At 67.8% G+C, this 23,929-nt stretch carries 26 protein-coding genes; 11 read left to right on the top strand and 15 right to left on the bottom strand.

Annotation, left to right across the window (positions count from 1 at the left end; translation table 11 throughout):
* Positions 1-228: 228 nt before the first annotated feature.
* Both NNI01S_RS09290 and NNI01S_RS35935 read right to left on the bottom strand, forming a co-directional pair.
* Positions 229-693 carry a hypothetical protein gene (locus NNI01S_RS09290; protein ID WP_084488662.1) on the bottom strand — a complete coding sequence of 155 codons (465 nt, stop codon included), beginning with the start codon at positions 691-693 and terminating at the stop codon, positions 229-231.
* A gap of 145 nt (positions 694-838) precedes the next feature.
* Positions 839-1,315, bottom strand: coding sequence for a winged helix-turn-helix transcriptional regulator (locus tag NNI01S_RS35935; RefSeq protein ID WP_245676047.1), 477 nt, complete (start codon positions 1,313-1,315; stop codon positions 839-841).
* Positions 1,316-1,330: 15 nt separating this feature from the next.
* Here NNI01S_RS35935 and NNI01S_RS09280 point away from each other — a divergent pair, with 15 nt between their 5' ends.
* Positions 1,331-2,323 carry an LLM class F420-dependent oxidoreductase gene (locus tag NNI01S_RS09280; RefSeq protein ID WP_063019855.1) on the top strand — a complete coding sequence of 331 codons (993 nt, stop codon included), beginning with the start codon at positions 1,331-1,333 and terminating at the stop codon, positions 2,321-2,323.
* Between the two features lie 257 nt (positions 2,324-2,580).
* Here NNI01S_RS09280 and NNI01S_RS09275 read toward each other — a convergent pair whose 3' ends face one another.
* The 5 genes from NNI01S_RS09275 to NNI01S_RS09255 form a co-directional block, all read right to left on the bottom strand.
* Positions 2,581-3,402: an SAM-dependent methyltransferase gene (locus NNI01S_RS09275; RefSeq protein ID WP_063019591.1), complete on the bottom strand. Its 822-nt coding sequence runs from the start codon at positions 3,400-3,402 to the stop codon at positions 2,581-2,583.
* 154 nt (positions 3,403-3,556) lie between these two features.
* Entirely contained in the window at positions 3,557-5,638 is a 2,082-nt protein-coding gene (gene nrdE, locus NNI01S_RS09270; RefSeq protein ID WP_245676060.1) for a class 1b ribonucleoside-diphosphate reductase subunit alpha, read from the bottom strand.
* Between the two features lie 62 nt (positions 5,639-5,700).
* Positions 5,701-6,162: a class Ib ribonucleoside-diphosphate reductase assembly flavoprotein NrdI gene (nrdI, locus tag NNI01S_RS09265; RefSeq protein ID WP_063019587.1), complete on the bottom strand. Its 462-nt coding sequence runs from the start codon at positions 6,160-6,162 to the stop codon at positions 5,701-5,703.
* 79 nt (positions 6,163-6,241) lie between these two features.
* Positions 6,242-6,475, bottom strand: coding sequence for a glutaredoxin-like protein NrdH (nrdH, locus tag NNI01S_RS09260; RefSeq protein ID WP_043729459.1), 234 nt, complete (start codon positions 6,473-6,475; stop codon positions 6,242-6,244).
* 427 nt (positions 6,476-6,902) lie between these two features.
* The gene (locus tag NNI01S_RS09255) at positions 6,903-7,472 is read right to left on the bottom strand and encodes an NAD(P)H-dependent oxidoreductase (protein ID WP_063019585.1); all 570 of its coding nucleotides are present in this window, start codon (positions 7,470-7,472) and stop codon (positions 6,903-6,905) included.
* Positions 7,473-7,615: 143 nt separating this feature from the next.
* Here NNI01S_RS09255 and NNI01S_RS09250 point away from each other — a divergent pair, with 143 nt between their 5' ends.
* Entirely contained in the window at positions 7,616-8,221 is a 606-nt protein-coding gene (locus tag NNI01S_RS09250; RefSeq protein ID WP_063019854.1) for a TetR/AcrR family transcriptional regulator, read from the top strand.
* Between the two features lie 22 nt (positions 8,222-8,243).
* Positions 8,244-9,068 carry an NAD(+) synthase gene (nadE, locus tag NNI01S_RS09245; RefSeq protein WP_063019583.1) on the top strand — a complete coding sequence of 275 codons (825 nt, stop codon included), beginning with the start codon at positions 8,244-8,246 and terminating at the stop codon, positions 9,066-9,068.
* A gap of 31 nt (positions 9,069-9,099) precedes the next feature.
* On the opposite strand, the gene NNI01S_RS09240 is transcribed toward nadE, so the two are convergent.
* The gene (locus NNI01S_RS09240) at positions 9,100-9,342 is read right to left on the bottom strand and encodes a MoaD/ThiS family protein (protein ID WP_063019581.1); all 243 of its coding nucleotides are present in this window, start codon (positions 9,340-9,342) and stop codon (positions 9,100-9,102) included.
* The gene (gene moaA / locus NNI01S_RS09235; RefSeq protein WP_063019579.1) at positions 9,335-10,393 is read right to left on the bottom strand and encodes a GTP 3',8-cyclase MoaA; all 1,059 of its coding nucleotides are present in this window, start codon (positions 10,391-10,393) and stop codon (positions 9,335-9,337) included. Before moaA ends, NNI01S_RS09240 begins: the two co-directional genes overlap by 8 nt.
* Positions 10,394-10,568: 175 nt before the next feature.
* Between moaA and NNI01S_RS09230 the strand changes: the two genes are divergently transcribed.
* The 4 genes from NNI01S_RS09230 to NNI01S_RS09215 all read left to right on the top strand — a co-directional run bounded on the left by NNI01S_RS09230 (position 10,569) and on the right by NNI01S_RS09215 (position 14,463).
* Positions 10,569-11,810: a molybdopterin molybdotransferase MoeA gene (locus NNI01S_RS09230; protein ID WP_063019577.1), complete on the top strand. Its 1,242-nt coding sequence runs from the start codon at positions 10,569-10,571 to the stop codon at positions 11,808-11,810.
* Positions 11,807-12,868, top strand: coding sequence for a bifunctional molybdenum cofactor biosynthesis protein MoaC/MoaB (moaCB, locus tag NNI01S_RS09225; protein WP_063019575.1), 1,062 nt, complete (start codon positions 11,807-11,809; stop codon positions 12,866-12,868). Before NNI01S_RS09230 ends, moaCB begins: the two co-directional genes overlap by 4 nt.
* Positions 12,855-13,289, top strand: coding sequence for a molybdenum cofactor biosynthesis protein MoaE (locus NNI01S_RS09220; RefSeq protein ID WP_063019566.1), 435 nt, complete (start codon positions 12,855-12,857; stop codon positions 13,287-13,289). The genes moaCB and NNI01S_RS09220 overlap by 14 nt, the downstream gene beginning before the upstream one ends.
* 160 nt (positions 13,290-13,449) lie before the next feature.
* Positions 13,450-14,463 carry an AraC family transcriptional regulator ligand-binding domain-containing protein gene (locus NNI01S_RS09215; protein WP_063019564.1) on the top strand — a complete coding sequence of 338 codons (1,014 nt, stop codon included), beginning with the start codon at positions 13,450-13,452 and terminating at the stop codon, positions 14,461-14,463.
* Here the strand turns inward: NNI01S_RS09215 and NNI01S_RS09210 are convergent.
* From NNI01S_RS09210 to NNI01S_RS09200, 3 genes are all read right to left on the bottom strand, one after another.
* Complete coding sequence (locus NNI01S_RS09210; protein ID WP_063019562.1) at positions 14,453-14,644, bottom strand: hypothetical protein; 192 nt, start codon at positions 14,642-14,644, stop codon at positions 14,453-14,455. The two genes, NNI01S_RS09215 and NNI01S_RS09210, sit on opposite strands and share 11 nt — an antisense overlap.
* A gap of 186 nt (positions 14,645-14,830) precedes the next feature.
* Complete coding sequence (locus tag NNI01S_RS09205) at positions 14,831-15,865, bottom strand: CobW family GTP-binding protein (RefSeq protein WP_063019560.1); 1,035 nt, start codon at positions 15,863-15,865, stop codon at positions 14,831-14,833.
* A gap of 92 nt (positions 15,866-15,957) precedes the next feature.
* Positions 15,958-17,316 carry an N-acetylmuramoyl-L-alanine amidase gene (locus tag NNI01S_RS09200; protein ID WP_063019559.1) on the bottom strand — a complete coding sequence of 453 codons (1,359 nt, stop codon included), beginning with the start codon at positions 17,314-17,316 and terminating at the stop codon, positions 15,958-15,960.
* Positions 17,317-17,863: 547 nt separating this feature from the next.
* Between NNI01S_RS09200 and NNI01S_RS09190 the strand changes: the two genes are divergently transcribed.
* The gene (locus tag NNI01S_RS09190; RefSeq protein WP_063019555.1) at positions 17,864-18,235 is read left to right on the top strand and encodes an Rv1352/Rv1906c domain-containing protein; all 372 of its coding nucleotides are present in this window, start codon (positions 17,864-17,866) and stop codon (positions 18,233-18,235) included.
* 62 nt (positions 18,236-18,297) lie between these two features.
* The gene (locus NNI01S_RS09185) at positions 18,298-19,047 is read left to right on the top strand and encodes an SDR family oxidoreductase (protein ID WP_063019553.1); all 750 of its coding nucleotides are present in this window, start codon (positions 18,298-18,300) and stop codon (positions 19,045-19,047) included.
* A gap of 12 nt (positions 19,048-19,059) precedes the next feature.
* Here the strand turns inward: NNI01S_RS09185 and NNI01S_RS09180 are convergent, their stop codons facing one another.
* Positions 19,060-19,917, bottom strand: coding sequence for a cyclopropane mycolic acid synthase family methyltransferase (locus NNI01S_RS09180; RefSeq protein WP_063019551.1), 858 nt, complete (start codon positions 19,915-19,917; stop codon positions 19,060-19,062).
* A 165-nt stretch (positions 19,918-20,082) separates the two neighbouring features.
* Here NNI01S_RS09180 and NNI01S_RS09175 point away from each other — a divergent pair, with 165 nt between their 5' ends.
* Positions 20,083-20,484 (top strand): PaaI family thioesterase, encoded by a 402-nt coding sequence (locus tag NNI01S_RS09175; protein WP_063019549.1) that lies wholly within the window; start codon positions 20,083-20,085, stop codon positions 20,482-20,484.
* 22 nt (positions 20,485-20,506) lie between these two features.
* On the opposite strand, the gene NNI01S_RS09170 is transcribed toward NNI01S_RS09175, so the two are convergent.
* Positions 20,507-21,601, bottom strand: a complete 1,095-nt coding sequence (locus NNI01S_RS09170; RefSeq protein WP_157114670.1) for an MAB_1171c family putative transporter — start codon at positions 21,599-21,601, stop codon at positions 20,507-20,509.
* 676 nt (positions 21,602-22,277) lie between these two features.
* On the opposite strand from NNI01S_RS09170, the gene NNI01S_RS09165 reads away from it, so the two are divergent.
* Positions 22,278-23,006, top strand: coding sequence for a TetR/AcrR family transcriptional regulator (locus tag NNI01S_RS09165; RefSeq protein WP_169812946.1), 729 nt, complete (start codon positions 22,278-22,280; stop codon positions 23,004-23,006).
* Between the two features lie 13 nt (positions 23,007-23,019).
* Here NNI01S_RS09165 and NNI01S_RS09160 read toward each other — a convergent pair whose 3' ends face one another.
* Entirely contained in the window at positions 23,020-23,574 is a 555-nt protein-coding gene (locus NNI01S_RS09160; RefSeq protein ID WP_063019542.1) for an ester cyclase, read from the bottom strand.
* Positions 23,575-23,929 lie beyond the last annotated feature (355 nt).

Raw genomic sequence — 23,929 nt, 5'->3', positions numbered from 1 at the left:
GTACGTCCGCATCCGATCGGTGGTCGCCTCCATCACCAGGACCGTTCGCGACGGGACATGGCGAACCCATCGGAAAACCGTATCGGACTGCAACACCGAGTGAGGTCTGCGCTGCAGCAGATGGCGTAGCGCTCGTGTGGTCCGCGGTTCCGAGCGGCGCACCGGCTGTTGCTCGTGCGAGACAACGGCTCGCGGACTCCCGACGGGCGGTGCGGCCACATAACGCCCCTACGGGTGCGCCGGGGGCGTCGGATCCAAGGTCTCCAGTACGGCGCGTTCGGCATCGGCCCAGCTCGGGACGTGGCGCACCCAGTCGGGAACCGGCTGCGGCTGCGCGCCGAACAGGAACCGGTGCCCCACCAGATCACGCAGGACGCGGTGCACGTCGAGGCGGTCGTCGATCATGTGGGTGATGCCGAGCTCGGCGCAGTGCACCGCCTTGTCCGCTCGCGCGCGGCAGAAGCGCACATTGTCGCGTGCGATGCCGGTCCGCTCGTAGAAGTCGTGGTGGTCGAGCCACTGGCGGGTGCGCTCCTCGATCCGGGGACCGCACTTCGAGATGATCCACGCGCGGCCCTCGAAGCGCCGGACCAGGCGCGGCAATACGTCGAACGCGCCCTCGGCGGCCGGCGTGCGCAGCGCCTCCTCGAGCCCGCCGGAGAGGAACACCGTGTCCTCGTCGCCGGGCTCCATGGCCGCCCCTTGAACGACTCGGCCGAAATCGACGCCGAGCCGAGGCTGCCTTCGCCGATACGGGTGTCTTCTTACTTCGTTCATACCATTTACAGCGTGCGGCATTCACCTGCTCTGTCGCCAGGGGATTTTCTCGTGCGCGTGCTCAGCGTGGCCGCTTGTCGTGCGCCTCCCGATGGGCGTCGATCTCGGGATTGTGCTCGATCGCCCGTTCGGCCAGGGCTATCGCGTGGGGAATCAAGGTGGTGGCGAGCTCACTGAGTTCGTATTCCACGCGCGGCGGAACCTCGGCATGGACGGTGCGGATGACGAGGCCGTCCCGTTCGAGTTTGCGCAGGGTAAGCGAGAGCATGCGCTGCGAGATGCCCTGGATGCGCTGCTGCAACTCGCTGAATCGCAATCGCTGGGTATACAGCATCGCCATGATCGTCAAAGCCCATTTGTCGGCGATGCGTGCGAGTAGCGTGCGAATAGCTCGGCCTTGGTCGCCTTTTTCTGGCGCAGATCGCCGCAAGGGGGGCGTAATTCGGTGCGCCGAGCGCCGAACGGTTGCCAGCGCGCGCAGGAGTGATAACAGTGAGGTACGGAAGCCGTGGCGCTCGCCGCGGTGGTTCGGGTACACGCGAAGGAGATATTCGTGCGCTTCGGCATCTTCATTCCGCAGGGTTGGCGGCTCGATCTGGTGGGCGTCGACCCGGTGGACCAGTGGGGGGTGATGCGAGACCTCGCCCAGCGCGCCGACGCGAACCCGGCATGGGAATCGCTGTGGGTGTACGACCACTTCCACACCGTCCCGGTGCCCACCGAGGAGGCGACGCACGAAGCGTGGACGCTGATGTCGGCGTTCGCCGCGACCACCTCGCGCATCCGCCTCGGTCAGATGTGTACCGCGATCAGTTACCGCAACCCGGCCTACCTCGCCAAGGTGGCCGCGACGGTCGACCTCATCTCCGGCGGGCGCGTCGAGATGGGCATCGGCGGTGGCTGGTACGAGCACGAGTGGCGCGCCTACGGCTACGGCTTCCCGTCCGCGGGCGAACGGCTGGGCCGCCTCGACGAGGGTGTGCAGATCTTCCGGCAGGCCTGGACCACGGGTTCGGCCACCCTCGACGGCAAGTACTACCAGGTGGACGGCGCCATCGTTCGTCCACTTCCGTTGCAGGAGGACGGCATTCCGCTGTGGATCGCGGGCGGCGGCGAGAAGAAGACGCTGCGCATCGCCGCGAAGTACGCCCAGTACACCAACTTCAGCGGCAATCCCGACGAGTTCACCCACAAGTCCGAGGTGCTGCGCGCGCACTGCGCCGACGTCGGCACCGACTTCGACGCGATCGTCCGCAGCTCGAACTTCAACGTCGTCATCGGCTCGACCCAGGCCGAAGTCGACGAGCGTCTCGCGGCGCTGAAGGATCGCCTGACACCCGTGATCGGCGCCGACGCGGCGAAGGCCTACTTCGAGCAGTTGTACAACAGCGGCGCCGCCACCGGCACTCCCGAGCAAATCATCGAGAACCTACGCCGAGTCGCCGACCTCGGCCTCGGCTACGCCATCTGCAACTTCCCCGAATCCGCCTATGACACCTCCGGCCTCGAACTCTTCGAACGCGAAGTGCTCCCGGCCCTGAGCTGATCACGCCGGGCAGGATTCACAAGCAGCCGAACCTTCGTGACTCCTGCCCCGAGCGGGTCCTCCAACGCCCGAGCCGTCGCGCGGCCTGCCCGGAGAAGGCCCACCATCGGCCGAGCCCCGCAACCGGCCCACCCTCGAACAGCTTGATTCACACTTACGCCCCCACAACGGAGCGAGTCCTACGAGCGACCGTCGCGGCCGTCTCGCGCCCGAACAACCGAAGCGCATGCGCCGCAGGCGCGGCCGAACAACCCATCTCACCCCTTCCGGCCGACCGCGCTCCAGCAGTTCACTTGCGAGTCGAGCCAGGACGGGGACTCGCCCTGCGGGCGCCACTGGTTGCTGACGACAATTCCCGGGTCCAGTAGTTCCAGCCCGGTGAAGAACCGGGCGAATTCGTCCCGCGTGCGTGTCCGGGCATAGACCCCGCTCTGCCGATACACGGTGAGCGCGGCGGTCATCATCTCGGGTTCGAGGTCGGCGGTGATGTGCGTGACCATAAGGAACGAACCCGGCGCGAGGGCGCCCATCAACGTCTCGACGATTCCGTAAGGGTCTTGTTCGTCGTCCAGAAAATGCAGCACGGCGACCAGACTCAGCGCCACCGGACGCTTCAGGTCCAGGGTGTCGAGGAGTTCGGGCGCGGACAGGATCGCCTCGGGATCCTTCAAGTCGGCGTCGACGTAGGCGGTGCGCCCCTCCGGCGTACCGGTGAGCAAGGCGCGCGCGTGGGACAACACGATCGGATCGTTGTCCACGTAGACCACCCGCGCTTCGGGCGTCGGCGCCTGCGCCACCTGGTGCAGGTTCGGCTCGGTGGGGATGCCGGTGCCGATGTCGAGGAATTGTGTCACGCCCATCGCGGTGAGCGCGTTCACCGCACGATGCATGAAGAGCCGGTTCTGGCGAGCCGCGACACGGGTGGTCGGAAACGCCGCGATGACTTTCTCGGCCGCGTCCCGATCCACCTGATAGTGGTCTTTCCCGCCCAGGACGTAGTCGTATATCCGCGCACTGCTCGGCACGCTGGCGTCATGGATGGGCCGGAGCGGCTGCCCGTCGCCGCCGAGATCGGTCATCGTCGTTCCTATCACTACCGGATCGATTCTGCGCCAGCATATTCCAGAGACGAACCGCTCATCGCCCGTTGTGGGGAGCTGCGAGCCGAGCGCTGTCGAGGCGGCCGGTAATGCGAACAGGGCCCCCACTGCGGAGGCCCTGTTCGCTACGGAACTACAGCATGCAGGAGACGCAACCTTCGACTTCGGTTCCCTCCAGCGCCATCTGGCGCAGCCGGATGTAGTAGAGGGTCTTGATGCCCTTGCGCCAGGCGTAGATCTGGGCCCGGTTGAGATCGCGAGTGGTGGCGGAGTCCTTGAAGAACAACGTCAGCGACAGGCCCTGGTCCACGTGCTGAGTAGCCGCGGCGTAGGTGTCGACGATCTTCTCGTACCCGATCTCGTAGGCGTCCTCGTAGTACTCGAGATTGTCGTTGGTCATGTAGGGCGCCGGATAGTAGACGCGCCCGATCTTGCCTTCCTTGCGGATCTCGATCTTCGACGCCACCGGGTGGATGGAGCTGGTGGAGTGGTTGATGTAGGAGATCGACCCGGTCGGCGGGACCGCCTGCAGGTTCTGGTTGTAGATGCCGTGCTCCATGACCGAGGCCTTCAGCTCACGCCAGTCGTCCTGGGTCGGGATGTGCACGTTCGCGTCGGCGAACAGCTGCCGGACGCGATCGGTCTTCGGCTCCCACACCTGATCGGTGTACTTGTCGAAGTACTCGCCGCTGGCGTACTTCGATTCCGGGAAGCCGCCGAAGTAGGTGCCGCGCTCGATCGCGATCCGGTTCGACGCCCGGATCGCGTGGTAGACCACGGTGTAGAAGTAGATGTTCGTGAAGTCGATGCCCTCTTCGGACCCGTAGTGGATCCGTTCGCGCGCCAGATACCCGTGCAGGTTCATCTGCCCTAGGCCGATGGCGTGCGAGGAGTTGTTGCCCTGCTCGATGGACGGCACCGAGTAGATGTGGGTCTGGTCCGACACCGCGGTCAGCGCCCGGATGGCCACTTCGATGGTCTGCGCGAAATCGGGCGAGTCCATCGTCTTGGCGATGTTCAGCGATCCGAGGTTGCAGGAGATGTCCTTGCCCACCTTGGCGTAGGACAGGTCGTCGTTGAACTCCGACGGCGTGGAGACCTGCAGGATCTCCGAGCACAGGTTGGAGTGGGTGATCTTGCCCGCGATCGGGTTGGCCCGGTTCACCGTGTCCTCGAACATGATGTACGGATAACCGGACTCGAACTGCAGCTCGGCGATGGTCTGGAAGAACTCGCGCGCCTTGATCTTCGACTTGCGGATGCGCTTGTCGTCGACCATCTCGTAGTACTTCTCGGTGACGTCGATGTCGGCGAACGGCTTGCCGTAGATGCGCTCCACGTCGTAGGGCGAGAACAGATACATGTCCTCGTTCTTCTTGGCCAGCTCGAAGGTGATGTCCGGGATGACCACGCCCAGCGAGAGCGTCTTGATGCGGATCTTCTCGTCCGCGTTCTCCCGCTTGGTGTCCAGGAACCGGTAGATGTCCGGATGGTGCGCGTGCAGATAGACCGCACCCGCGCCCTGCCGCGCGCCGAGCTGGTTGGCGTAGGAGAACGAGTCCTCGAGCAGCTTCATGATCGGGATGACGCCCGAACTCTGGTTCTCGATCTTCTTGATCGGCGCGCCGTGCTCGCGAATGTTGCTCAGCAGCAACGCGACCCCGCCGCCGCGCTTGGACAGCTGCAGCGCGGAGTTGATCGAGCGGCCGATGGACTCCATATTGTCCTCGATGCGCAGCAGGAAGCACGACACCGGCTCGCCACGCTGCTTCTTGCCCGAGTTCAGGAAGGTGGGAGTGGCCGGCTGGAAGCGGCCGTCGATGATCTCCTCGACCAGCTCGCCCGCGAGCGCCTCGTCGCCCGCGGCGAGCGTGAGCGCGACCATGCACACCCGGTCCTCGAAGCGCTCGAGGTAACGCTTGCCGTCGAAGGTCTTCAGGGTGTACGAGGTGTAGTACTTGAAGGCGCCGAGGAAGGTGGGGAACCGGAACTTCTTGGCGTAGGCCTGCTGGAACAGCTTCTTGATGAACTCGCGGCTGTACTGCTCCAGAACTTCCGCCTCGTAGTAGTTCTCGTCGATCAGGTAGTCCAGCTTCTCGTCCAGGTTGTGGAAGAAGACGGTGTTCTGATTGACGTGCTGCAGGAAGTACTGGTGGGCGGCCTCACGGTCCTTGTCGAACTGGATCTCCCCGTTCGGACCGTACAGGTTCAGCATCGCGTTGAGGGCGTGGTAGTCGAGGACCTCGCCCGCTTCGGCGCCGCGAACCGGGGGCTGCTCTAAGCGAGCTGTCTTTCCGGCCGGTGCTGTCGTTGCTGTTGCCAAAACAATCCCAATCCCTCTCGGACGCGTTCGACGTCCTCAGCGGTTCCCATGAGTTCGAAGCGATACAGGTACGGCACCCCGCACTTGCGTGCGATGAGTTCCCCCGCGTAGCAGAAGGTGTCGCCGAAGTTCGTATTGCCCGCCGCGATGACGCCGCGCAGCAGCGCGCGGTTGTGCGGATCGTTGAGGAACTTGGCGACCTGCCGCGGCACGAAATCCTTGTCGGAACGAGCGCCCCCCAGCACGTGCCGACCGCCCCCATAGGTGGGGACGATCAGCACGTACGGTTCGTCGACGCGCAGCGAGTCGGCGGTGTGCAGTGGTATGCGAGTCGCCGGGAGGCCCAGCTTCTCGACGAAGCGATGCGTGTTCTCCGAAGCGCTGGAGAAGTAGACCAGCGCCGCCGTCTCCGACATGGTCGCCTTCCTCTTCTCGGGAGCGCCGCGGCGAATCGCGCGGCGCTCGCACCTCGGATGAACCGGAAGCGGTGGAGCGTCAGGCCGCCACGGTCGCGAGCGACTTGATGCGGTCGGGCCGGAAGCCCGACCAGTGATCGTCCCCGGCCACCACGACCGGCGCCTGCAGGTATCCGAGTGCCATGACGAAGTCACGCGCCTCGTCGTTCTCCGAGATGTCGATGACCTCGTAGTCCACCCCGGCCTTGTCGAGAGCCTTGTAGGTGGCGTTGCACTGGACGCAAGCGGGCTTGGTGTACACGGTGACGGTCATTGACATCCCTCTCTCCTTGTGCCTGATCCACAGCCGGTGATCCCTATGCCGATCGTTCGAGCGACCTGCGAGCGGCCGCGTGCGACGCACGTTCCGACGCATGCTGCGCAAACTCCTGGAGCCGGACTCGAATCCCCTGATCAGCCACGCGTGGCCGACTCCTGTCGAGTGAGGTCTCTCGCCGTCTTCCAGTAGCGAAGACACTACACCTAGTGGCCGACAGATTCCTACAACACGACATGTAGCGAGTCACATTGATGAAATTCCATCGAGAGAAGTACCAGTACGCTCGATTCACCCCAGGAAGAAACAGTGGCGCAGATCACCATCCGGCGCTTCAGCACACTTTCAGCAAACTCCCAGGCGAACGAAGAGGGCCACCGCTACAGCCGTAGCGATGGCCCTCGTCCGAGACCGGGGATGGAGCTTACACCGACACCAATTCGCCACGCGTCGCCTCGACCAGATCGCGCACGGTGGCGGCCAGCTGGGTCAGCGCCTCGGCGTCGTCGCGCGGATGCGTGGCGCCGAACCGCTCGCCGATGACGCCGAAGTGCAGGTGCGCGGACTCCACCACCTGCGCGCCCGCGACACCGAGCGCCTTGACCGCGTCGCCGTGCGCCCACCGGGCCGCGTTCGGGCTGATCGACGCGCTCACCACGGCCGTGGGCTTGGCCTTGATGGCCCCGGCGCCGTACGGACGGGAAGCCCAGTCGATCGCGTTCTTCAGCACCGCCGACAGCGTGCCGTTGTACTCCGGCGTCACCATCAGCAGGCCCTCCGCCTCGGCGACCGCGTCGCGCAGCGCTTGGGCGGCCGCGGGTACGGACCCGGGCACGTCGATGTCCTGGTTGTAGAACGGAATGTCGGCAAGCCCCTCATAGAGGGTGACCTCGACACCCTCCGGCGCGGTGTCCGCCGCGGCCTCGGCCAGCCGCCGGTTGACAGAGGCGGCGCGCAGGCTACCGACGAGTGCGAGAATGCGGGTCTGGCTCATGACGACTCCTGGTGTACTGATGAGGTGGTGTCCGTACGTCTACCACACACTAACCGGACCATGGTCCGATTACTTCCCGCGGAGTCGGCGTGAGCGCTGTGAACTACCCCACACCCGATGCGTCCGCCGATGGCTCACGCCGGCTGCTCGACGTCGGCGCCCCGCCCCCCGGCACGTCCGAGCCCACGGAGCGCGCCGACGCGGCGCGCAACCGGCGGCTGCTGCTGGACGCGGCGCAGCAGCTGGTGCGCGAGCAGGGCGTGGACAGTCTCACCATGGACGCGCTGGCCAAACGCGCCGGGGTCGGCAAGGGCACGGTGTTCCGCCGGTTCGGCAGCAGGTCCGGCCTCATGCTCGCGCTGCTGGACCATTCGGAGCGGAAGTACCAGGAGTCCTTCATCTTCGGGCCGCCGCCGCTGGGACCGGGCGCGCCGCCGGTGGAACGACTGGTCGCCTTCGGGCGCACCAGGCTGCTGGACATCGAGGTGGAAGGCGAGCTGCACCGCGCCGCCGAACTCGGCGAGGCGGGTGACCGCTACTCCGGACGGCCGTACGGATTACTGCGCGCGCACGTGGTGATGCTGCTGCGGCAGGCGAACGCACCCGGGGATCCCCGGCTCATCGCCGACTCGCTCCTGGCGATGCTGGGCGCGGCGCTGGTCATGCACCAGATGCAGGTGCTGGGCTATACCCGCGAGCAGATCGGCGACAACTGGGAGCGCGTCGTTCGGCGCGTTGTCGCGTCCTGATTCGCCAGTAGACTCGGGCGCCATGGGGAACCTGCGCGAACAGATCATCAGTGAATTGGGTGTCCAGCCCACGATCGAACCGAAGAAGGAAATCCGCCGACGGGTCGATTTCCTGAAGGACTATCTGAACGCCACTCCCGCAAGAGGTTACGTCCTCGGCATCAGCGGTGGACAGGACAGCGCGCTGGCCGGACGGCTGTGCCAGCTCGCGGTCGAGGAACTGCGCGCCGAGGGCGCGGACGCTACCTTCCTCGCCGTCCGGCTGCCCTACGGCGTGCAGGCCGACGAGGCCGACGCGCGCACCGCGCTGGCGTTCGTCCAGCCCGATCGGCAGGTCGTGGTGAACGTCCGGCCCAGCGCGAACGCCGCGGCCGCGGAAGCGGCCTCGGCGTTGCAGGTGAATCAGCTGCGAGATTTCGTGCGCGGCAACATCAAAGCGCGCGAACGCATGGTGCTCCAATACGCGCTGGCCGGGCAGGAGAACCTGCTCGTGGTCGGCACCGACCACGCGGCCGAGGCGGTCACCGGATTCTTCACGAAATACGGCGACGGCGGCGTCGACCTCACTCCGCTCACCGGTCTCACCAAGCGTCAAGGGGCCGCCCTGCTCCAGGAACTCGGCGCGCCGGCCAGCATCTGGTCGAAGGTGCCCACCGCCGATCTGGAGGACGACCGCCCCGCCCTGCCCGACGAAGAGGCGCTCGGTCTGCGCTACAGCGAGATCGACGACTACCTGGAGGGCAAGGAGGTCACCCTGGAGGTCGCCGAGCGACTGGAGGGCATCTTCCGCAACACCCGGCACAAGCGAACCGTTCCGGCGACCCCGCTCGACACCTGGTGGCGCTGAGCACCGCGGCCCGGCGCTCGGCGGGTCGCGGTCACCCGCCCGCGAAGGGTGGCAGCACGTCGACGCGCGGGCTCAACGCGGCCGCGGGGTCGCGGGTGAGTTCGTCACCGATCAGGTAGGCGCACACCGACAGCATCTTGTCCAGGTCCGGGCCGTAGGCCGCCGACAGGGCCGCGCGCAGGTCGGCCACCGTCGCCCCGGACGGGAAGTCGAGGGTTTCGCTGTCCTTGCCCACGGCGTCGGCGATCGCGGCGAAATAGCGGATCTCAACCACCGATGGCTCCCATCGTCCGCTCCGGGGGGACGAAGCCCTCGGCGTCGATGCCGTGACCTGCCCATTTGTTCCACATCGCGCCCCGCCAGAGGGTCGCGACCTCCTCGTCGCCCGCGCCGGAGCGCAGCGCTTGGCGCAGATCGAACTCCTGGTCGCTGAACAGGCAGGAGCGCAGCATCCCGTCCGCGGTGAGCCGGGTGCGGTCGCAGGTGTCGCAGAACTTGCGGGTCACCGTGGCGATGATGCCCACGCTGCCGGGCCCGCCGTCGACCAGCCACTTCTCCGCGGGGGCCGACGGATCGGCGCGCCCGGCCTCGCTGAGCTCGAATCGGGTACCGAGCACGTCGAGCAGCTCGGCGGCGGTGACCATGTTGGCGCGGGCCCATTCGTGGTCGGCGTCGAGCGGCATCTCCTCGATGAAACGCAGCTCACAGCCCTCGTCCAGGCACCAGCGCAGCAGATCCGGTGCGCCGGAGAGGGTTCCGCGCATCAAGACGGCGTTGACCTTGATCGGGGCCAGCCCGGCGGCGCGGGCGGCGCGGATCCCGGCGAACACCGATTCGAGGCGGTCGCGGCGCGTCAGCCGCGCGAAACCGGCCCGGTCCACGGTGTCCAGCGAGACGTTCACCCGATGCAGACCGGCGGCGGCCAGGCCGAAGGCGCGGTGCTCTAGCCCGATGCCGTTGGTCGTCATGGCCAGCGGGATGTGCGGCACGGCGGCGTGACACCCGGCGATGATCTGTTCCAGGTCCCGGCGCATCAGCGGCTCGCCCCCGGTGAAGCGGACCTCCCGCACGCCCAGATCCCGCACCGCGAGGCGCACCAGACGCACGATCTCGTCCACCGTGAGCAGTTCGTGCCGGGGAATCTCCGGCAGCCCCTCCTCCGGCATGCAGTAGGTGCAGCGCAGCGAACACTTCTCGGTGATGGATACGCGCAGGTCGCGGGCGACGCGTCCGAAACGATCCAGCAGGTAGGGGGTGTCGGGACGCCCGGCGAGCGAGGGACGCCCGGAACGCACCGCGGGAATCCCGATCTCGACCAGAGTCACACGTCCATTATGACCGCCTGTCCCGATTCGTCTGCGGGCGGAATGCTCACCGAGGTGGCGGATCGACGGTGAGGCCGCCACTCCGGTACCAGCGCGGCCCCGATGACCTGCGCACCGACCGGCACACCGCGACGGAGACGGAAAACCGCCCGGATCGGGCGTTAGGCTGACTCGCATGAACCCTCGGCCCGCCGACGTCTCGGCCAGGCCCGTCGACGACTACCGCGACAGCATCGAACAGCTGCTGCGGCCCTTGGCCGCGCGCACCGTCGAGACCGTCGCGGTGCCGTCGGCGCTGGGCAGGCAATCGGCCGAGGACGTCCGTTCGCCGATCGAACTGCCGGTATTCCGCAACTCCGCGATGGACGGTTACGCGGTGCGCGCCGAATCGGTGCTGGTCGCGCCGGTCACCCTGCCCCTGGCCGGCGTGGTCGCGGCAGGCGCGGCGGGCCGTGCGCCGCTGCCGCGGGGCGCGGCGATGAAGGTGATGACCGGAGCGCCGATCCCGCCCGGCGCCGATTGCGTCATACCGGTGGAGGACACCCGTGCGGGCGCCGACGGCACCGTGACCGTCGAACGCGGCCGCAGCGCAGGAGAATTCGTGCGGGAACCGGGCACCGATGTCCGGACCGGCGACCTGCTCGTGCGTGCGGGCACCAGGCTCGCCCCCCGGCATGTGGCCGCCCTCGCCGCGGTCGGCCTCTCGGCGGTGGCGGTGTTCCGCGCGGTGCGCGGCGCGGTGATCACCACCGGTGACGAGCTGGTTGCGGCCGGAAAGACTTTGCGCCCGGGGCAGATCTACAACTCCAACGGCGTCGCCCTCGCCGCGGCGCTGGCGGCCAACGGCGTCGAGGTCGTCTCGGTGGCGCACAGCACCGACGATCCGGCGCGCTTCCGCGCGCTGCTGTCGGCCGCGACCGAGAACGCCGACGTGGTGTTCACCTCGGGTGGTGTGTCCAAGGGTGACTTCGAGGTGGTCAAGGACGTGCTCGAGCCGATGGGCGGGCGGTTCGGCTCGGTCGCGATGCAACCGGGAGGACCGCAGGGGTTGACTGTCGTCGACGGGGTGCCGGTGCTCAGCTTCCCCGGCAACCCGGTGAGCACAATGGTGTCGTTCGAGGTGTTCGCCCGGCCGATCCTGCGGCACCTCGCCGGTCTCCCCACGGTGGACACCTATGAGCTTCCCCTCGTCAACGCGGTGCCGCGCTCGCCGGAGGGCAAGCGTCAGTTCCTGCGGGGCCGACTGGTCCGAGGGCAGCCGGGTGCGTCGACCGGGCAGCCGCGGGCGGTCGAGGTGGTGTCCGGTCCCGGTTCGCATCTCGTGGCTGCCATGGCGAAGGCCGACGTGCTGATCGAGGTGCCCGCCGAGGTCACCGCGCTGCCCGCCGGAGAACTTGTGCGAGTGTGGTTGTTATGAGCGAGTTGTCCCATGTCGACCACGAAGGCCGCGCCCGCATGGTGGACGTGAGCGAGAAGAGCGAGACCACCCGGATCGCCGTCGCGGAGGGCGAGTTGCGCACCACGGCCGAGGTGGTCGCGCTGGTGCGGGCCGAGGACATGCCGAAGGCGGATGTGCTGTCCACCGCCCGCATCGCGGGCATCGCGGGGGCGAAGAAGACGTCCGAACTGATCCCGCTGTGCCATCAACTGGCGCTGTCGTCGGTGCGGGTGGAGTTCGGTTTCACCGACACCGCCATCACGATCGAGGCCACCGCCAAGACCAAGGGCCCGACGGGCGTCGAGATGGAAGCGCTCACCGCGGTGGCGGTCGCCGGGCTCACCCTGCACGACATGGTGAAGGCGGTCGACCCGGCCGCGACGCTCACCGGCGTGCGGCTGCTCACCAAAGAAGGCGGCAAGCGCGGGCATTGGGAGCGCCCTTCCGAGGAAGCGCCCGCCGAAATCGGAGCAGCCCCCGGCGAGGAGCTCTCCGCCGACGAGGCGGATGCCGGGCCGGACAGTTCCGAGTACACGGAGGCGGAATTCGACGAGGAAGAGCGCTCGGCAGTGGTGCTGGTCGCCTCGACCGGCGTCGCGGCGGGCACCCGCGACGACACCACCGGTCCGGTGCTGGTCGACTGGCTGACCGATCTCGGTTTCTCGGTACGGGGCCCGCTGGTCTACGCCGACGCCGAGATCGAGTTCGGCTTGGCCGACGCGCTGCGCTTCGAGCCGGCCCTCGTCATCAGCACCGGTGGGACCGGCGCCTCCCCCACCGACGCGACCCCCGAGGCCACCCTCGCCTTGCTCGACCGCGAACTGCCCGGTGTGGCGGAGGCGATCCGGCAGCGCGGCACCGCGAAGTTCCCCTTGGCGGCGCTCAGCCGCGGCGTGGCGGGGCTGGCGGGGCGCTCGGTGATCGTGAATCTGCCCGGATCGCCGGGCGGCGTCCGAGACGGCATCGCGGTGCTGGAACCGCTGCTGGATCATCTGCTCGCACAAGTCGCCGGAGGTGGAAGTCATGACAACGGCTGAGGCCACGGTCCGGCTCGCCCGGATCAGCGACCAGCCGCTCGACCCTGCGCAGGTCGAGGAGGCGGTCACCGGACCGCACTACGGCGCGGTCGTGGTATTCACCGGGAAGGTTCGCGATCACGATGGCGGACAGGCCGTTTCGGCCCTGGAGTACTCCGCGCACCCGCAGGCGGAGCGTTTCCTGCACACCGTCTGCGCGGAACTCGCCGCGGCGCACGGTTTGCCGGTCGCGGCCGTGCACCGCGTCGGCTCGCTCGGCATCGGCGACCGCGCGATCGTCGTCGCAGTGGCGGCGGCGCATCGCGGTGCGGCGTTCGCGGCGTGCGCGGAACTGGTGGATCGGATCAAGCACGAAGTCCCGATCTGGAAGCGGCAATTGTTCGCCGACGGGCTGTCCGAATGGGTGAACGCCTGCGGGTGATCTGTCCGTGACATGAATCTCATGACGAATCAACACCGCCGGTATAGCGTGTGCGCGTCGCGATGTCGTCCACGCAACGGCCGCGACGCCGGAGACGGAACACGCTCGGTCTCGCTTCGCGGGTGAGCCGATCGGTCGCGGTGGGAGAAGGGAGCACGCGATGGGCACCGACCAGGTCTTGCTCCACCGATTCGTCATCTCGCAGCTCACCGCGGCCGGCCTCGACCGCGACCTGCTGCTGCGGGAATCCGGGTTGCCGGAGTGGACCATGGCGGGCGACGACCTGCACCTGCCCAGCCAGACGTTCTCGCGGCTGTGGGAGATCGGTGAACACGAACTCGGCGACCCGGACATCGCCCTGAATGTGGCCAGCCGCTACGAACTCACCTGCCTGGGTCTGTACGACTACCTGTTCTCCTCGGCGCCGACCCTGGGCGCCGGATTGGCGACCTGCGGGCCGTACGTCACCGCGGTGACCACCAACCATCGCTTCGATCTGGTCGCGGAGAACGATGACGAGGTCACCCTGTACCTCGACATGATCGAGGGCGAAGGCCGCGGCCGCGAGCTCACCCAGCTGTGGGGCCTGAGCGCGGTGCTCAGCCGGGCGCGGCGGGTGGTGCGCGAACCGCTGGCCCCCTTGCGGGTCTCGTTGCGCCAGCAGGCTCCCGCGAAGACCGCTACGTTCATCGAGATGTTCGGCACCGCCGCGATCGAGTTCGACGCGCCGGTGGACGCCATGACCTTCCGCGCCGCGGACATGGACCGTCCGTTGACGACCAGTGATCCGGTTCTGGCCGGCATTCTGCAACCTCTGGCCGCCGCTCTCCCACCACCGCCGCCGCTGGTCACCGCCTGGCCGGAGCGCGTCGCGGCCGCACTGGCGGACTGTCTGGACGAGGGCGACGCGTCTTTGGAGCGGGTGGCGCGCAGGCTGGCCACCAGCCCGCGCACGCTGCAGCGGCGGTTGCGCGAAGCGGGTACCACGTGGCGCGCGGAACTGGACCGGGCACGCGGCGCGCGGTGGGCCGCCGCGACCGCTACCGGACCGCTGAGCCCGGCGCGCCAGGCCGAGATCCTCGGCTATTCCGACCCGGGATCGATGCGGCGAGCGGCTCGCCGGTGGTCGCCCGCCACGTCTGTGCCGCGGGCCGAGCGGACGTTCACTGCCTGATGAACCGCGCGGCGATCGACCAGAACGTCGCGTCCTCGATCGCCCGGAAATCCCAGCTGTTGGCGATGGCGTGGGTCTCGGCGACGATCGCGGGAACGTCGAAGTCGTCGCGGGTGGCGGTGCCCTTCGCCTCCAGCGCCTCGATGACGTATGCGGTGGCGCTCTCCATGGAATCTGACACGGGAAACTCCCATCGGTCGCAAACGATTCGGTCGGTACGGATCGGCTGCCGAGCGGCGCCGCGCGCGGCAGTACGCTCCCCGCGCCCGCGACCCGGCGGACACGCATTCAGTCTCATGAAAAGACCGCTCTGTTACCAGCACCGAACGCGACAGGTCGCGACCGAACGCGCCAAAATCCGATCCGCTCAGTGCGGCGTGTAGCGCCACACGCCGAGCATGCTCTGCGCGTCGAGCGGTTCAGCGGCGTCGTGCACGGTGTCACGCAGCCGGGCCAGGGCCGTATCGGTGTGCAGGCCCGCCCCGATGAGCACCAGCTGCGCGCCTCGTGACTCGCCACGCGACCAGGTGCCCGGCTCGAAGACGATGTGCCTGCCCACCATATGCAGCACGAACTTCCTGCGTTCGTCAGCCACGCCGAAGGCAGCGAACCCTTTGGCCCGGAACAGTCCAGGGGGCGGCTCCTCGAGGAACCCGATCAGCTTGCGCGGGTCGAGCGCTCGTTCGCTGGCGAACGAGACGCTGGTGTACTCGTCGTGCAGATGACGGTGCCCGGCGTGGTCCTCGTGATCGTGCTCGACGAGCAGTTCGTCGAAACTCAGTTGCTCGGCCACCGTCGGGCGTGCGCGCAGTGGTTCGTCGAACAGCAGCCCCGGATCGATCCGGCCGTAGGTCGTCGCGTACACCGGCACCGAAGCGACCAGCGCCGCGATGTCCGCGCGCAGCCGGGCCAGGCGCTCGGGCGCGACCCGATCGGCTTTGTTCACCACCACCAGATCCGCCAGCCGCAGATGGGTGCGCAGCTCCGGGTGACGGGCACTGCTGCGCGGGAACTGTTCGGCGTCGACCACTTCGACCAGGCCGCCGTAGCGCAAGCGCGGATTGTCGCTGCCGAGCACCATCCGGATGAGGTTGCGCGGCTCGGCCAGGCCGCTGGCTTCCACCACGATCACGTCTATTCCGGCACGCGGCTGCGTGAGCCGGGTGAACAGCTCGTCCAGCTCGGTGACGTCGACCGCGCAGCACACGCAGCCGTTGCCGAGCGAGACCATGGCGTCGACCTGCCCTGCGACCAGCATCGAATCGATGTTGATCGCTCCGAAATCGTTGACCACCACCCCGATCCGGGTCCCCCGGTTGTCCCGGAGCAAGTGGTTGAGCAGCGTGGTCTTCCCGGAACCGAGAAACCCCGCGACGAGCACAACAGGAATCCGGTCAGCCATTCCGCTCACCCTACTGCGCCGCGCGACCCGGGTGAAAAGCCGGACGCCACCCTCCCAACGGCGAGGATGGCGTCCGGCGTTCGGTGTGCGGACTATTTCGAGGGGCCCAGCAGCATGCCCGCCAGGCTGTAGCCGAGGTTGATCAGCTCCGTGGTGATGGCGTTGTTGTCCAGGCCGAGCATCTTCGCCAGCGGCATCAGCAGCTCCATGATCGAGGCGTTGCCCCCGGCGGTCCCGGGCGACTGCTGTGCGTTCGGCGTGCCCGGCGACTGGGTTCCGGACGTACCCGGCGAGTTCGGCGAAGCCGAGGTGCCCGGTGACTGCGGCGCCGCCGTACCGGGCGCAGGCTTCGGCGTCGACGTACCCGGAACGGACTGTGCCTGCGGGACCGCGGGGGCCGCCGGGCTCTGCGGCGCGCCGGGCGTCGTCGAACTGTGCGGCGCCGCCGGTGCCGAACCCTGTGGCATGCCCGGCGTCGTCGAGTTCTGCGGCACCGCGGGAATCGTCTGGGCTTGCGGCACCACCGGGTTCGTCTGCGCCTGCGGAGCACTCGGCTCCGCCTGTCCCGGCGAGGCTTCCGGGACCGCCGCAGGCCGGTCGAGCGACGAGCCCTGCGGAGCGGTCCGACCGGCCTGCTGATCCGGAGCGGCAGCGGGCCGTGGCGCGCCGAGCAGGTGCCCGACCAAGCCGGTGGTCAGCGCGATGGCGTGCTTGAGCTGGCCCTCCGGGGTTTCCAGCAGCGCCGCGTCCTCGGGGTTGGCGCCGTTGCCCATCTCCAGGAAGACGACCGGGACCGTGGTCAGCGCGGGCCCGGCGATGTCCTTGCGGGTCTGCAGGCCGTCCACCACGCCGCCGTAGTTCGCGGGCGGGAACCCCGCCTCGCGGTAGGCGTCGCGCACCGACTTGGACGCGGCGAGACCCGCTCCCGACTGGGCCTGATCGACGATCAGATTCGGGATGGGCAATTCCGGGATGATCAAGTGGAACCCGCGATACTGCGCGGGCGCGCTGTCGGCATGGATGCTCACGGCGACGTCCGCGCCGGACTGACTGGCCGCGCGGGCCCGGTCGTCGACGCAGCCGCCCCAGTTCAGGTCGTCCTGGCGGCTCAGCACGACATGCGCGCCGAGCGTCTCCAGCGACGTTTTGACGACCTGGGCGACGTTCCAGGTGATGGTGTGCTCGGGAACGCCGTTCATCGTGGTCATTCCGGTGGTCTGGCAGTCCTTCGTGCCGCCGCGACCATCGCTGACCTGTCGTGCCAAGTCTTGGGAGTGGTTCGCCCCCTGGTGACCGGGATCGAGGAATACGGTCTTGCCTGCGAGCTTCTTGGACATATCCAGTGGCGACGGCTCCGCCTGGGCGGTGGCCGGGAGCAACCCGGACAGCGTCACCGTAACCGCCGCGGTGACGGCGGTACAGATACCGGCTTTGACGATGCTTGGCTTCATAGTGCGGTCGGCGCTCCGGACGGAGCGCCCCTCCCTTCCCACTTGTAACACCAAACCCAGTGGTTCACTCTGGCAACGCGTGTATCAGGAAAGCAAGCTGCGTGATCGAAGTGTTACAGCATGCGCGACACCCGGCGGACAGGCTCGGCCGGACAGTTTGCGCGGAGATAGCAGAGCGTACTGCATCTACGCTTTCGGCACGCCGAGCGGCGCGCCGAAATCGTCAGCGACTCCTGATGGTCGGCGATGGCCCCCGCGATCGCGGGGTCCGCCGCGTACCGTGCATCGAGTACCCCCGGCGGTAGCTGGATCAAGAACCCTGCGACCACACCGTCGGCGAAGTCATCCGCGTAACGGGACTCGACGAGGTCGCCGTCCCAGCCTGGTGGCACGGCCGATCCCGGCGACGGATTCCCGGAATCAACGCACACCACCCGGTCGGTTCTGGTATCTCTTGCCGCGGAGACGGGGGATCTCCCGGGTCGGCCGCGACGGCGGGAAGCGACGACCGTGGACGCGGCAGTTGTACAAGGCAAGGAGAATCGGTATGCGTGCGCGCGCACTCCTGTTCGCGGGAGCCATGACCTCGGCGGTGACGCTGCTCGCCACGGGAACGGCGGCGGCCGAACCCGCGAACACTATTTCGCACGACGGCGTCTACCTGGTCGGCGTCGACATCGCGCCCGGGATCTGGGAGGCTCCCGGCACCCCGGATCCCGCCTACGCCTGCGATTGGCGCAGGCTGTGGAAGGTCGAGGGCGACAACACGAACATGCAGTACATCATCGCGAACAACTACACCCGCCTCGGCCCCGTCCGGGTGGAGATCAAGCCGACCGACGTCGGGTTCAAGACAGAGAACTGCGGACCGTGGCGGTTGCTGCCCGCGGCGCCATCGACCGGCTCGTTCGGCGGCTGAACAGCGGGCGCCGCCGATCGGCGGCATATCGACTCGCGTTCCACAGAGCTAGGGTCAGCCGCATGACGCGGAAAAGGATTCTGATCACCGGGGCGAGCGCGGGCCTCGGAGCCGCCATGGCGCGTGACTTCGCGGCCGAGGGCCGTGATCTCGCGCTGTGCGCACGCAGGCTGGACGCGCTCACGGCGCTGCGCGAAGAACTGGAAGCGGCCCACCCCGGAATCACCGTTGCGGTTCGCGCCCTCGACGTGGACGACCACGCGGCGGTGCCGGTCGTGTTCGAGGAACTGCGCGACGAACTCGGTGGCCTGGACCGGGTCATCGTCAACGCCGGTATCGGCAAGGGTGCACGGATCGGCAGCGGACGGGCGGACGCGAACCTCGCGACGGCCACGACGAACTTCGTCAGTGCGCTGGCGCAGGCGGAAGCGGCGCTGGAGATCTTCCGCGCCCAGTGGGCCGGACACCTGGTGCTCGTCGCCTCGATGAGCGCGGTTCGCGGCCTTCCCGGCAAGAAGGCCGCCTATTCGGCGAGCAAGGCGGGGCTCGCGGCGCTCGGCGAGGCTCTGGCCACCGAGCTGGCCCGGTCGCCGATCACGGTGACCACCCTGTTGCCGGGTTTCATCGCCACGGACATGGCGGCCCAAGCGGGCGACGCGCGGATGGTGGCGCCCCTGGACAAAGGCGTCGCGGCGATGGTGGCCGCCATCGAGAAGGAGCGGCGGCGGGCCTGCGTGCCCGGCTGGCCCTGGCGGCTGATCGATCTCGCGCTCCCCCACCTGCCCGACGCCCTGGTGGCGCGGCTGAGCTGAACCGGTCGCCGGTCACTTGACCAGCGTGAACTGGACGACGTCGATGCGGCCTGCGCGGAATTGCGCCGCGCACCCGGTCAGGTACTTGATGTACCTCTGATAGACCTCTTCGGACGCCAGGGCGATCGCCTCCTCGCGGTGCGCCCGCAGCGCCTCCGCCCAGCAGTCCAGCGTGCGCGCGTAGTGCGGCCGCAACTCCTGCATCTTCTCCGTGCCCAGTCCTGCCCGTCCGGCCAGCCGCGTGACCTCGGCGGGGTGCGGCAGTTGCCCGCCGGGGAAGATCTCGCGCTTGATGAAGATGTGGAACAGTGCGTCTTCACGAGTGACGGGGATGTCCATCCGCCGCAGGTCTTTCAGCGTGTAGCCGACGATGGTGTGCAGCAGCATCCGGCCGTCCGGTGGCAGCATCCGATGACATCGCTCGAAGAAGGCCTCGTAGCGAGCACGCCGGAAATGCTCGAACGCGCCGATGCTGACGATCCGATCGGCCGCACCGTCGTATTCCTCCCAGCCCTGCAACCGGACCTCTACACCCGCGATGCGCTCGCGCTCGATCTTGTCCGTGACGTAGTCGTACTGATTGCGGCTGAGCGTAAGCCCCACCACCTCGACGCCGTAGGCCGTCGCGGCGCGCAGCATCGTCGAGCCCCACCCGCATCCGACATCGAGCAGGGTCATCCCCGGCTGCAGGCCGAGCTTGCCCAGGGCCAGATCGATCTTCGCGCGCTGCGCCTGCTCGAGCGTCAGGTCCGGTCGCTGGAAATAGGCACAGCTGTAGGTCATCGTCGGATCGAGGAAGAGCGCGTAGAACTCGTCGGAGAGGTCGTAGTGCGCCTGCACCTGCCGGTAGAACGGCTGGAGGTCGGTCATCGCGGTCTCCTGTTCTTCGGGTTCATCAGCTGATACCCGCGCACTCCCGCCGCGTTTCACCGCCCGTCGACCGATACCGAACCGATGCTCAGGTCTCCGTCGGGCAACGGGCGATTACGTTCGAGGGAATCGACTTCGCGACCGGCAGCGGGCAGGATCGCGGCCATGATCGACGAGACGGGCACCGAGCTGTTCCACCAGACCATGCCGTTCACCGAGCGCCTCGGCGTCGAAGTGCTCGCCCACGGACCCGAGCTGGTCCGCAGCCGCCTGGCCTGGGACGAATCACTGTGCACGCTCGGCGGCGTGCTGCACGGCGGGGTGCTGATGTCGCTGGCCGACGCCACCGGCGCGGTCTGCGCGTTCCTGAACCTGCCCGAAGGCGGTCAGGGCACCACCACGGTCGAGTCGAAGACGAATTTCCTGCGCGCGGTCCGGGCCGGGCATGCCGTCGCGTCGGCCACCCCGCTGCATGCCGGGCGCTCGTTCATCGTGGTCGAGACGATCATCAGAGACGACGCGGACAAGCTGGTCGCGAAGGTCACCCAGACTCAAGCGGTGCTCTAGCCGCAGGCCGGTCGCGCGCCGCTCATCCGGCTGCCGCCCGGGCTGTCGGCCACACGCGGGCCAGGTCGAGCAGTTGCCGCAGTCCGGCGTCGAAATCCGCCGCGGGGACCGGCAGCCGGACCGCGGTCTGGCCGCCCGGCGCCGACCCCGACCGGCGCGCGACCGCCGCATACGCCACTCGATGCGCGTAATCGGTCAGCGGGCATCCCGATTCGACCGGGTCCGCGCTCACCGGGGCATAGCGTCCGAGCTGCAGCAGCGCGTCCTGGATCTCCACCGTCATCCGCAGCAGCCGGACCTTCGCGTCGTCCCGCTCGTCGGCGGAGGGCCGCAGCACGATCTCGGGAACGGCGGCGGTGAGGTCCCGCCACAGCGGACGCAGCCTGCGACAGGATCGCCCCGACCGGTCGAGTTCCACCGTGGCCAGCAGCGCCTGGACCAGCGGAATCGCAACCAGCGCCGCGTCGAGCGTCAGACAGATGGTGACCGTCGCCTCGATTCTGAGCACCTGTGTGCCCAAGCCCTGCCAGCCGGAGAGCACTTGCAGGGTCGACAGCACCAGATTGGCCCCGAAAAGCGTCGCCGCCCAGATGATCCCGCCGGATACCAGCTTCGCCGCCAGGCCGACGCCGCGGGACCGAAGCTCACGCAGGCACATCCGGGCCAGCAACGACACATTCACCAGTAGCGGAAGACAGAACGCGGTCCACACCACGAGACCCTCGACGTCCGGGGTCAGGTCGACCAGCCTTCCTTCCTGCCGAGCCGACGTGCCCGCCAGCAGTATCGCGGCGGTGCAGCCGGCGGCGAGCGCGCAACAGACCTGGTGCCTACGCTGGACCTCCACCGGGTCCGCGTCGAAAGCCCACACGCGGACGATCCCCTGCAGGCACATCGAGGACATGACAGTGCAGCCCAGCGCCAGCTGGTGCGTCAGGCTCGCGATGCCGGGCGTCATGGTGCACCGATACAGCAGCAGGCTCAGCACGCCCCACACGAAAAGGCGATTCACCAGTTGGTCGACCACCGTGTCGCGCAGGAGCGCCAGGCGCCCGGCGGCGACGACCGCGACGAAGCCCAGCGCAGGCCAGGCGATCATGCCCGGAACGGACGACATCGGCCGACCTCCCACCCATGAAACTGCCGCCGGTGAACGATACCGTCGCCGGATGTTCGTGACCGCGCAGTTCGATACCCGATTCACACTTTCAGGCACCGAGCATATGTCTTATTTGTCTCGTTTTCGACATCACGTGCCGATCACTCGGGAATGCGGCGCAACGATTGTCACCTGACCCAGAATCCCCTGCGTATCGGTTATGCGCAGGCACAACGCCGCGCTCCGGGACGAGTCGGGAAAGGGCGCAAAAGATTTGGCGGAATGCCTGTGGATGTTACGGTGTATCACATAGAGTTTCAGTGACGACACTCACCTCCGACACGCACCTCCCGGCGGGTGCGCCCGCTCTTCGTAGCCCGCGAACGCGGCTCCACCTCATGCTCTGCCCGCTCGTTCGTGCGGCAAGAACGGAGATATCTGTGCGCGATGAACCACGATCAGCTTCCCGGTCCGAGCGAGTCGCTGGTGCATCGATCGGAACACAAGTCGTTCCCCCGGCGTGGGCGGGCCGCGTCCCCACACTCCGGCCGCGCCCGCCAGCCCCAAGACCGGCGGCGCGCGCGATGACCACGACCGGGGCGCACTCGGTCGGGCAGCGGTACCGCCTTCCCGAAGACAGCGCACCAGCGGATCTATGCCGCACGGCGTGACCGTACTCGGGGAAACGGAAGCGATGAGCAAGCAGACTGCCGGAACAACTGAACTAGCCGTGCGCGCGGCCGCCGGGACGGATTCGATGAACAGCGCGCTGCGTGATCGCCTGATCGACGCGACCGTCGAGGTGGTGTCGACCGAGGGTTTGCACGCACTCACCGTCCGCCGCGTGTCGCGGATGTGCGGAGTCTCCACGATGGCGGTGTATTCCAATTTCGGCGGAATGCCCGGCCTGATCCGAGCCGCGGGATCCGCAGGCTTCGCACAACTGGCCGAGCGTATGACCGCGGCCGGCGTCACCGACGAGCCGATCACCGATCTGCTCGTGCTCGGTCTCGTGTTCCGCGACGAGGCCCAGCGCAGGCCGGAACTCTTCCAGCTGATGTTCGGCACCGGGACCCGCATCGAGATGAAGATCAACCGCGGCAATGTGCTGGTGGCCGGGCACGATTCGGAGTTCGAGCACTACTCGGAGACCTTCGACCATGTGGTCGGCGCGGTGCAGCGCGCGCAGGACGCCGGGCTGATCGACACCCCGGACGTCCGTTCCGCCGCGGCACAGCTGTGGATGGGGCTGTTCGGCTTCGTCCAATTGGAGATGGCCGGCCATCTGGGTGACGACGGGCTGCTGGAAGTGCTGGTGCCCGCGATCGTGAATCTTCTCGTCGGCATGGGCGCGGAACTGGAGAGCGTCGGTGCGTCGGTCCTGCTCGCGGTGGAGCGCTTCGCGACGCTGTTCGGCGACTGACCGCGAGTCCCGGTCAGAACGGCAGGCGGGACCTGAACCGCTGGGCGCGTGCCATCGCGCGCTCGGCGGCGCTTCCGCGCGGCGGCATCAACCCCAATTGCAGCAGCATCTCCGTGAGGTCCCAGGTGGCCTGGCTGCGCCAGATCAGCCCGGAGCGGAACTGCCACGCGTCGATGACCAGCAGGTCGATGCGCTTTCCGGTCGGGCCGAAACCGGGCGGGTCGATCGGGCCGAGGTGGGTGCCGGTCATGCGCCACGGCACCAAGGCGAGCCGATCGTCCGCGGCGAGCACCGGCGTGAACGGGTTGGCGTAGGCGACATCCGGGAACGAGCGCACCGTGTCGGTGACGAACTTCTCCACGCCCGCCCGCCCGTGCGCGGGCGCGTCCAGCGAGGGGTCGTGCCAGATCGTGTCCTCGGTGACGCATTTCGCGACCGCCGCGCCGTCTCCGCTGTTCCACCCGGCGATGTATTGCTCGGTGAACTCCACCAGCCACGCGGTGCTTTCGATGGGTTCGGCCTCCGGCTCGATACGGAACTGCCCGGTGTTGTACGGATCCACGCCCATCGCCTTTCACCCCAGTGCGTATTCGACGAGCCATGGTAGCCACGAATGGAGCGCGGACTCAACAGGTCTCGGCGAACGATTGCCGAATGACGCGGAATAACATCGGAATAACGGTGTAATTCCGCCGAGCCGAGGCGGCCATAACCGTGTAATAACACCAGAATAATATCGTCATACCCACTCCGAACTGCGGTGATGACGAAGTTGTCATTACTTACCACGCAATATATTTCGGTCGCCGCCGGTACGATTCCGTATTGACCTTCGCGAATCGGGCCTCCTACCATGGGTGGACACTGACCTCCTACCGCGGAACCACTTCACCTCCGGACGACGCTTCCGGCCCGAACAGGTT

Origin of the sequence: Nocardia niwae NBRC 108934 = DSM 45340, assembly GCF_001613465.1 — a bacterium.
Lineage (GTDB): Bacteria > Actinomycetota > Actinomycetes > Mycobacteriales > Mycobacteriaceae > Nocardia > Nocardia niwae.
This window is presented reverse-complemented; position numbering and strand designations above follow the sequence as displayed.

Bases quoted from the DNA above. Each gene is read 5' to 3' on its own strand.
- NNI01S_RS09215 (WP_063019564.1), top strand. From the start codon at position 13,450: ATGGGCACCGACCAGGTCTTGCTCCACCGATTCGTCATCTCGCAGCTC.
- NNI01S_RS09205 (WP_063019560.1), bottom strand. From the start codon at position 15,865: ATGGCTGACCGGATTCCTGTTGTGCTCGTCGCGGGGTTTCTCGGTTCC.
- NNI01S_RS09220 (WP_063019566.1), top strand. From the start codon at position 12,855: ATGACAACGGCTGAGGCCACGGTCCGGCTCGCCCGGATCAGCGACCAG.
- nrdI (WP_063019587.1), bottom strand. From the start codon at position 6,162: ATGTCGGAGACGGCGGCGCTGGTCTACTTCTCCAGCGCTTCGGAGAAC.
- moaCB (WP_063019575.1), top strand. From the start codon at position 11,807: ATGAGCGAGTTGTCCCATGTCGACCACGAAGGCCGCGCCCGCATGGTG.
- nrdH (WP_043729459.1), bottom strand. From the start codon at position 6,475: ATGACCGTCACCGTGTACACCAAGCCCGCTTGCGTCCAGTGCAACGCC.
- NNI01S_RS09290 (WP_084488662.1), bottom strand. From the start codon at position 693: ATGGAGCCCGGCGACGAGGACACGGTGTTCCTCTCCGGCGGGCTCGAG.
- NNI01S_RS09190 (WP_063019555.1), top strand. From the start codon at position 17,864: ATGCGTGCGCGCGCACTCCTGTTCGCGGGAGCCATGACCTCGGCGGTG.
- nrdE (WP_245676060.1), bottom strand. From the start codon at position 5,638: ATGCTGAACCTGTACGGTCCGAACGGGGAGATCCAGTTCGACAAGGAC.
- NNI01S_RS09230 (WP_063019577.1), top strand. From the start codon at position 10,569: ATGAACCCTCGGCCCGCCGACGTCTCGGCCAGGCCCGTCGACGACTAC.
- NNI01S_RS09200 (WP_063019559.1), bottom strand. From the start codon at position 17,316: ATGAAGCCAAGCATCGTCAAAGCCGGTATCTGTACCGCCGTCACCGCG.
- nadE (WP_063019583.1), top strand. From the start codon at position 8,244: ATGGGGAACCTGCGCGAACAGATCATCAGTGAATTGGGTGTCCAGCCC.
- NNI01S_RS09160 (WP_063019542.1), bottom strand. From the start codon at position 23,574: ATGGGCGTGGATCCGTACAACACCGGGCAGTTCCGTATCGAGCCGGAG.
- NNI01S_RS09180 (WP_063019551.1), bottom strand. From the start codon at position 19,917: ATGACCGACCTCCAGCCGTTCTACCGGCAGGTGCAGGCGCACTACGAC.
- NNI01S_RS09185 (WP_063019553.1), top strand. From the start codon at position 18,298: ATGACGCGGAAAAGGATTCTGATCACCGGGGCGAGCGCGGGCCTCGGA.
- NNI01S_RS09175 (WP_063019549.1), top strand. From the start codon at position 20,083: ATGATCGACGAGACGGGCACCGAGCTGTTCCACCAGACCATGCCGTTC.
- NNI01S_RS09165 (WP_169812946.1), top strand. From the start codon at position 22,278: ATGAGCAAGCAGACTGCCGGAACAACTGAACTAGCCGTGCGCGCGGCC.
- NNI01S_RS09170 (WP_157114670.1), bottom strand. From the start codon at position 21,601: ATGTCGTCCGTTCCGGGCATGATCGCCTGGCCTGCGCTGGGCTTCGTC.
- NNI01S_RS09275 (WP_063019591.1), bottom strand. From the start codon at position 3,402: ATGACCGATCTCGGCGGCGACGGGCAGCCGCTCCGGCCCATCCATGAC.
- NNI01S_RS09255 (WP_063019585.1), bottom strand. From the start codon at position 7,472: ATGAGCCAGACCCGCATTCTCGCACTCGTCGGTAGCCTGCGCGCCGCC.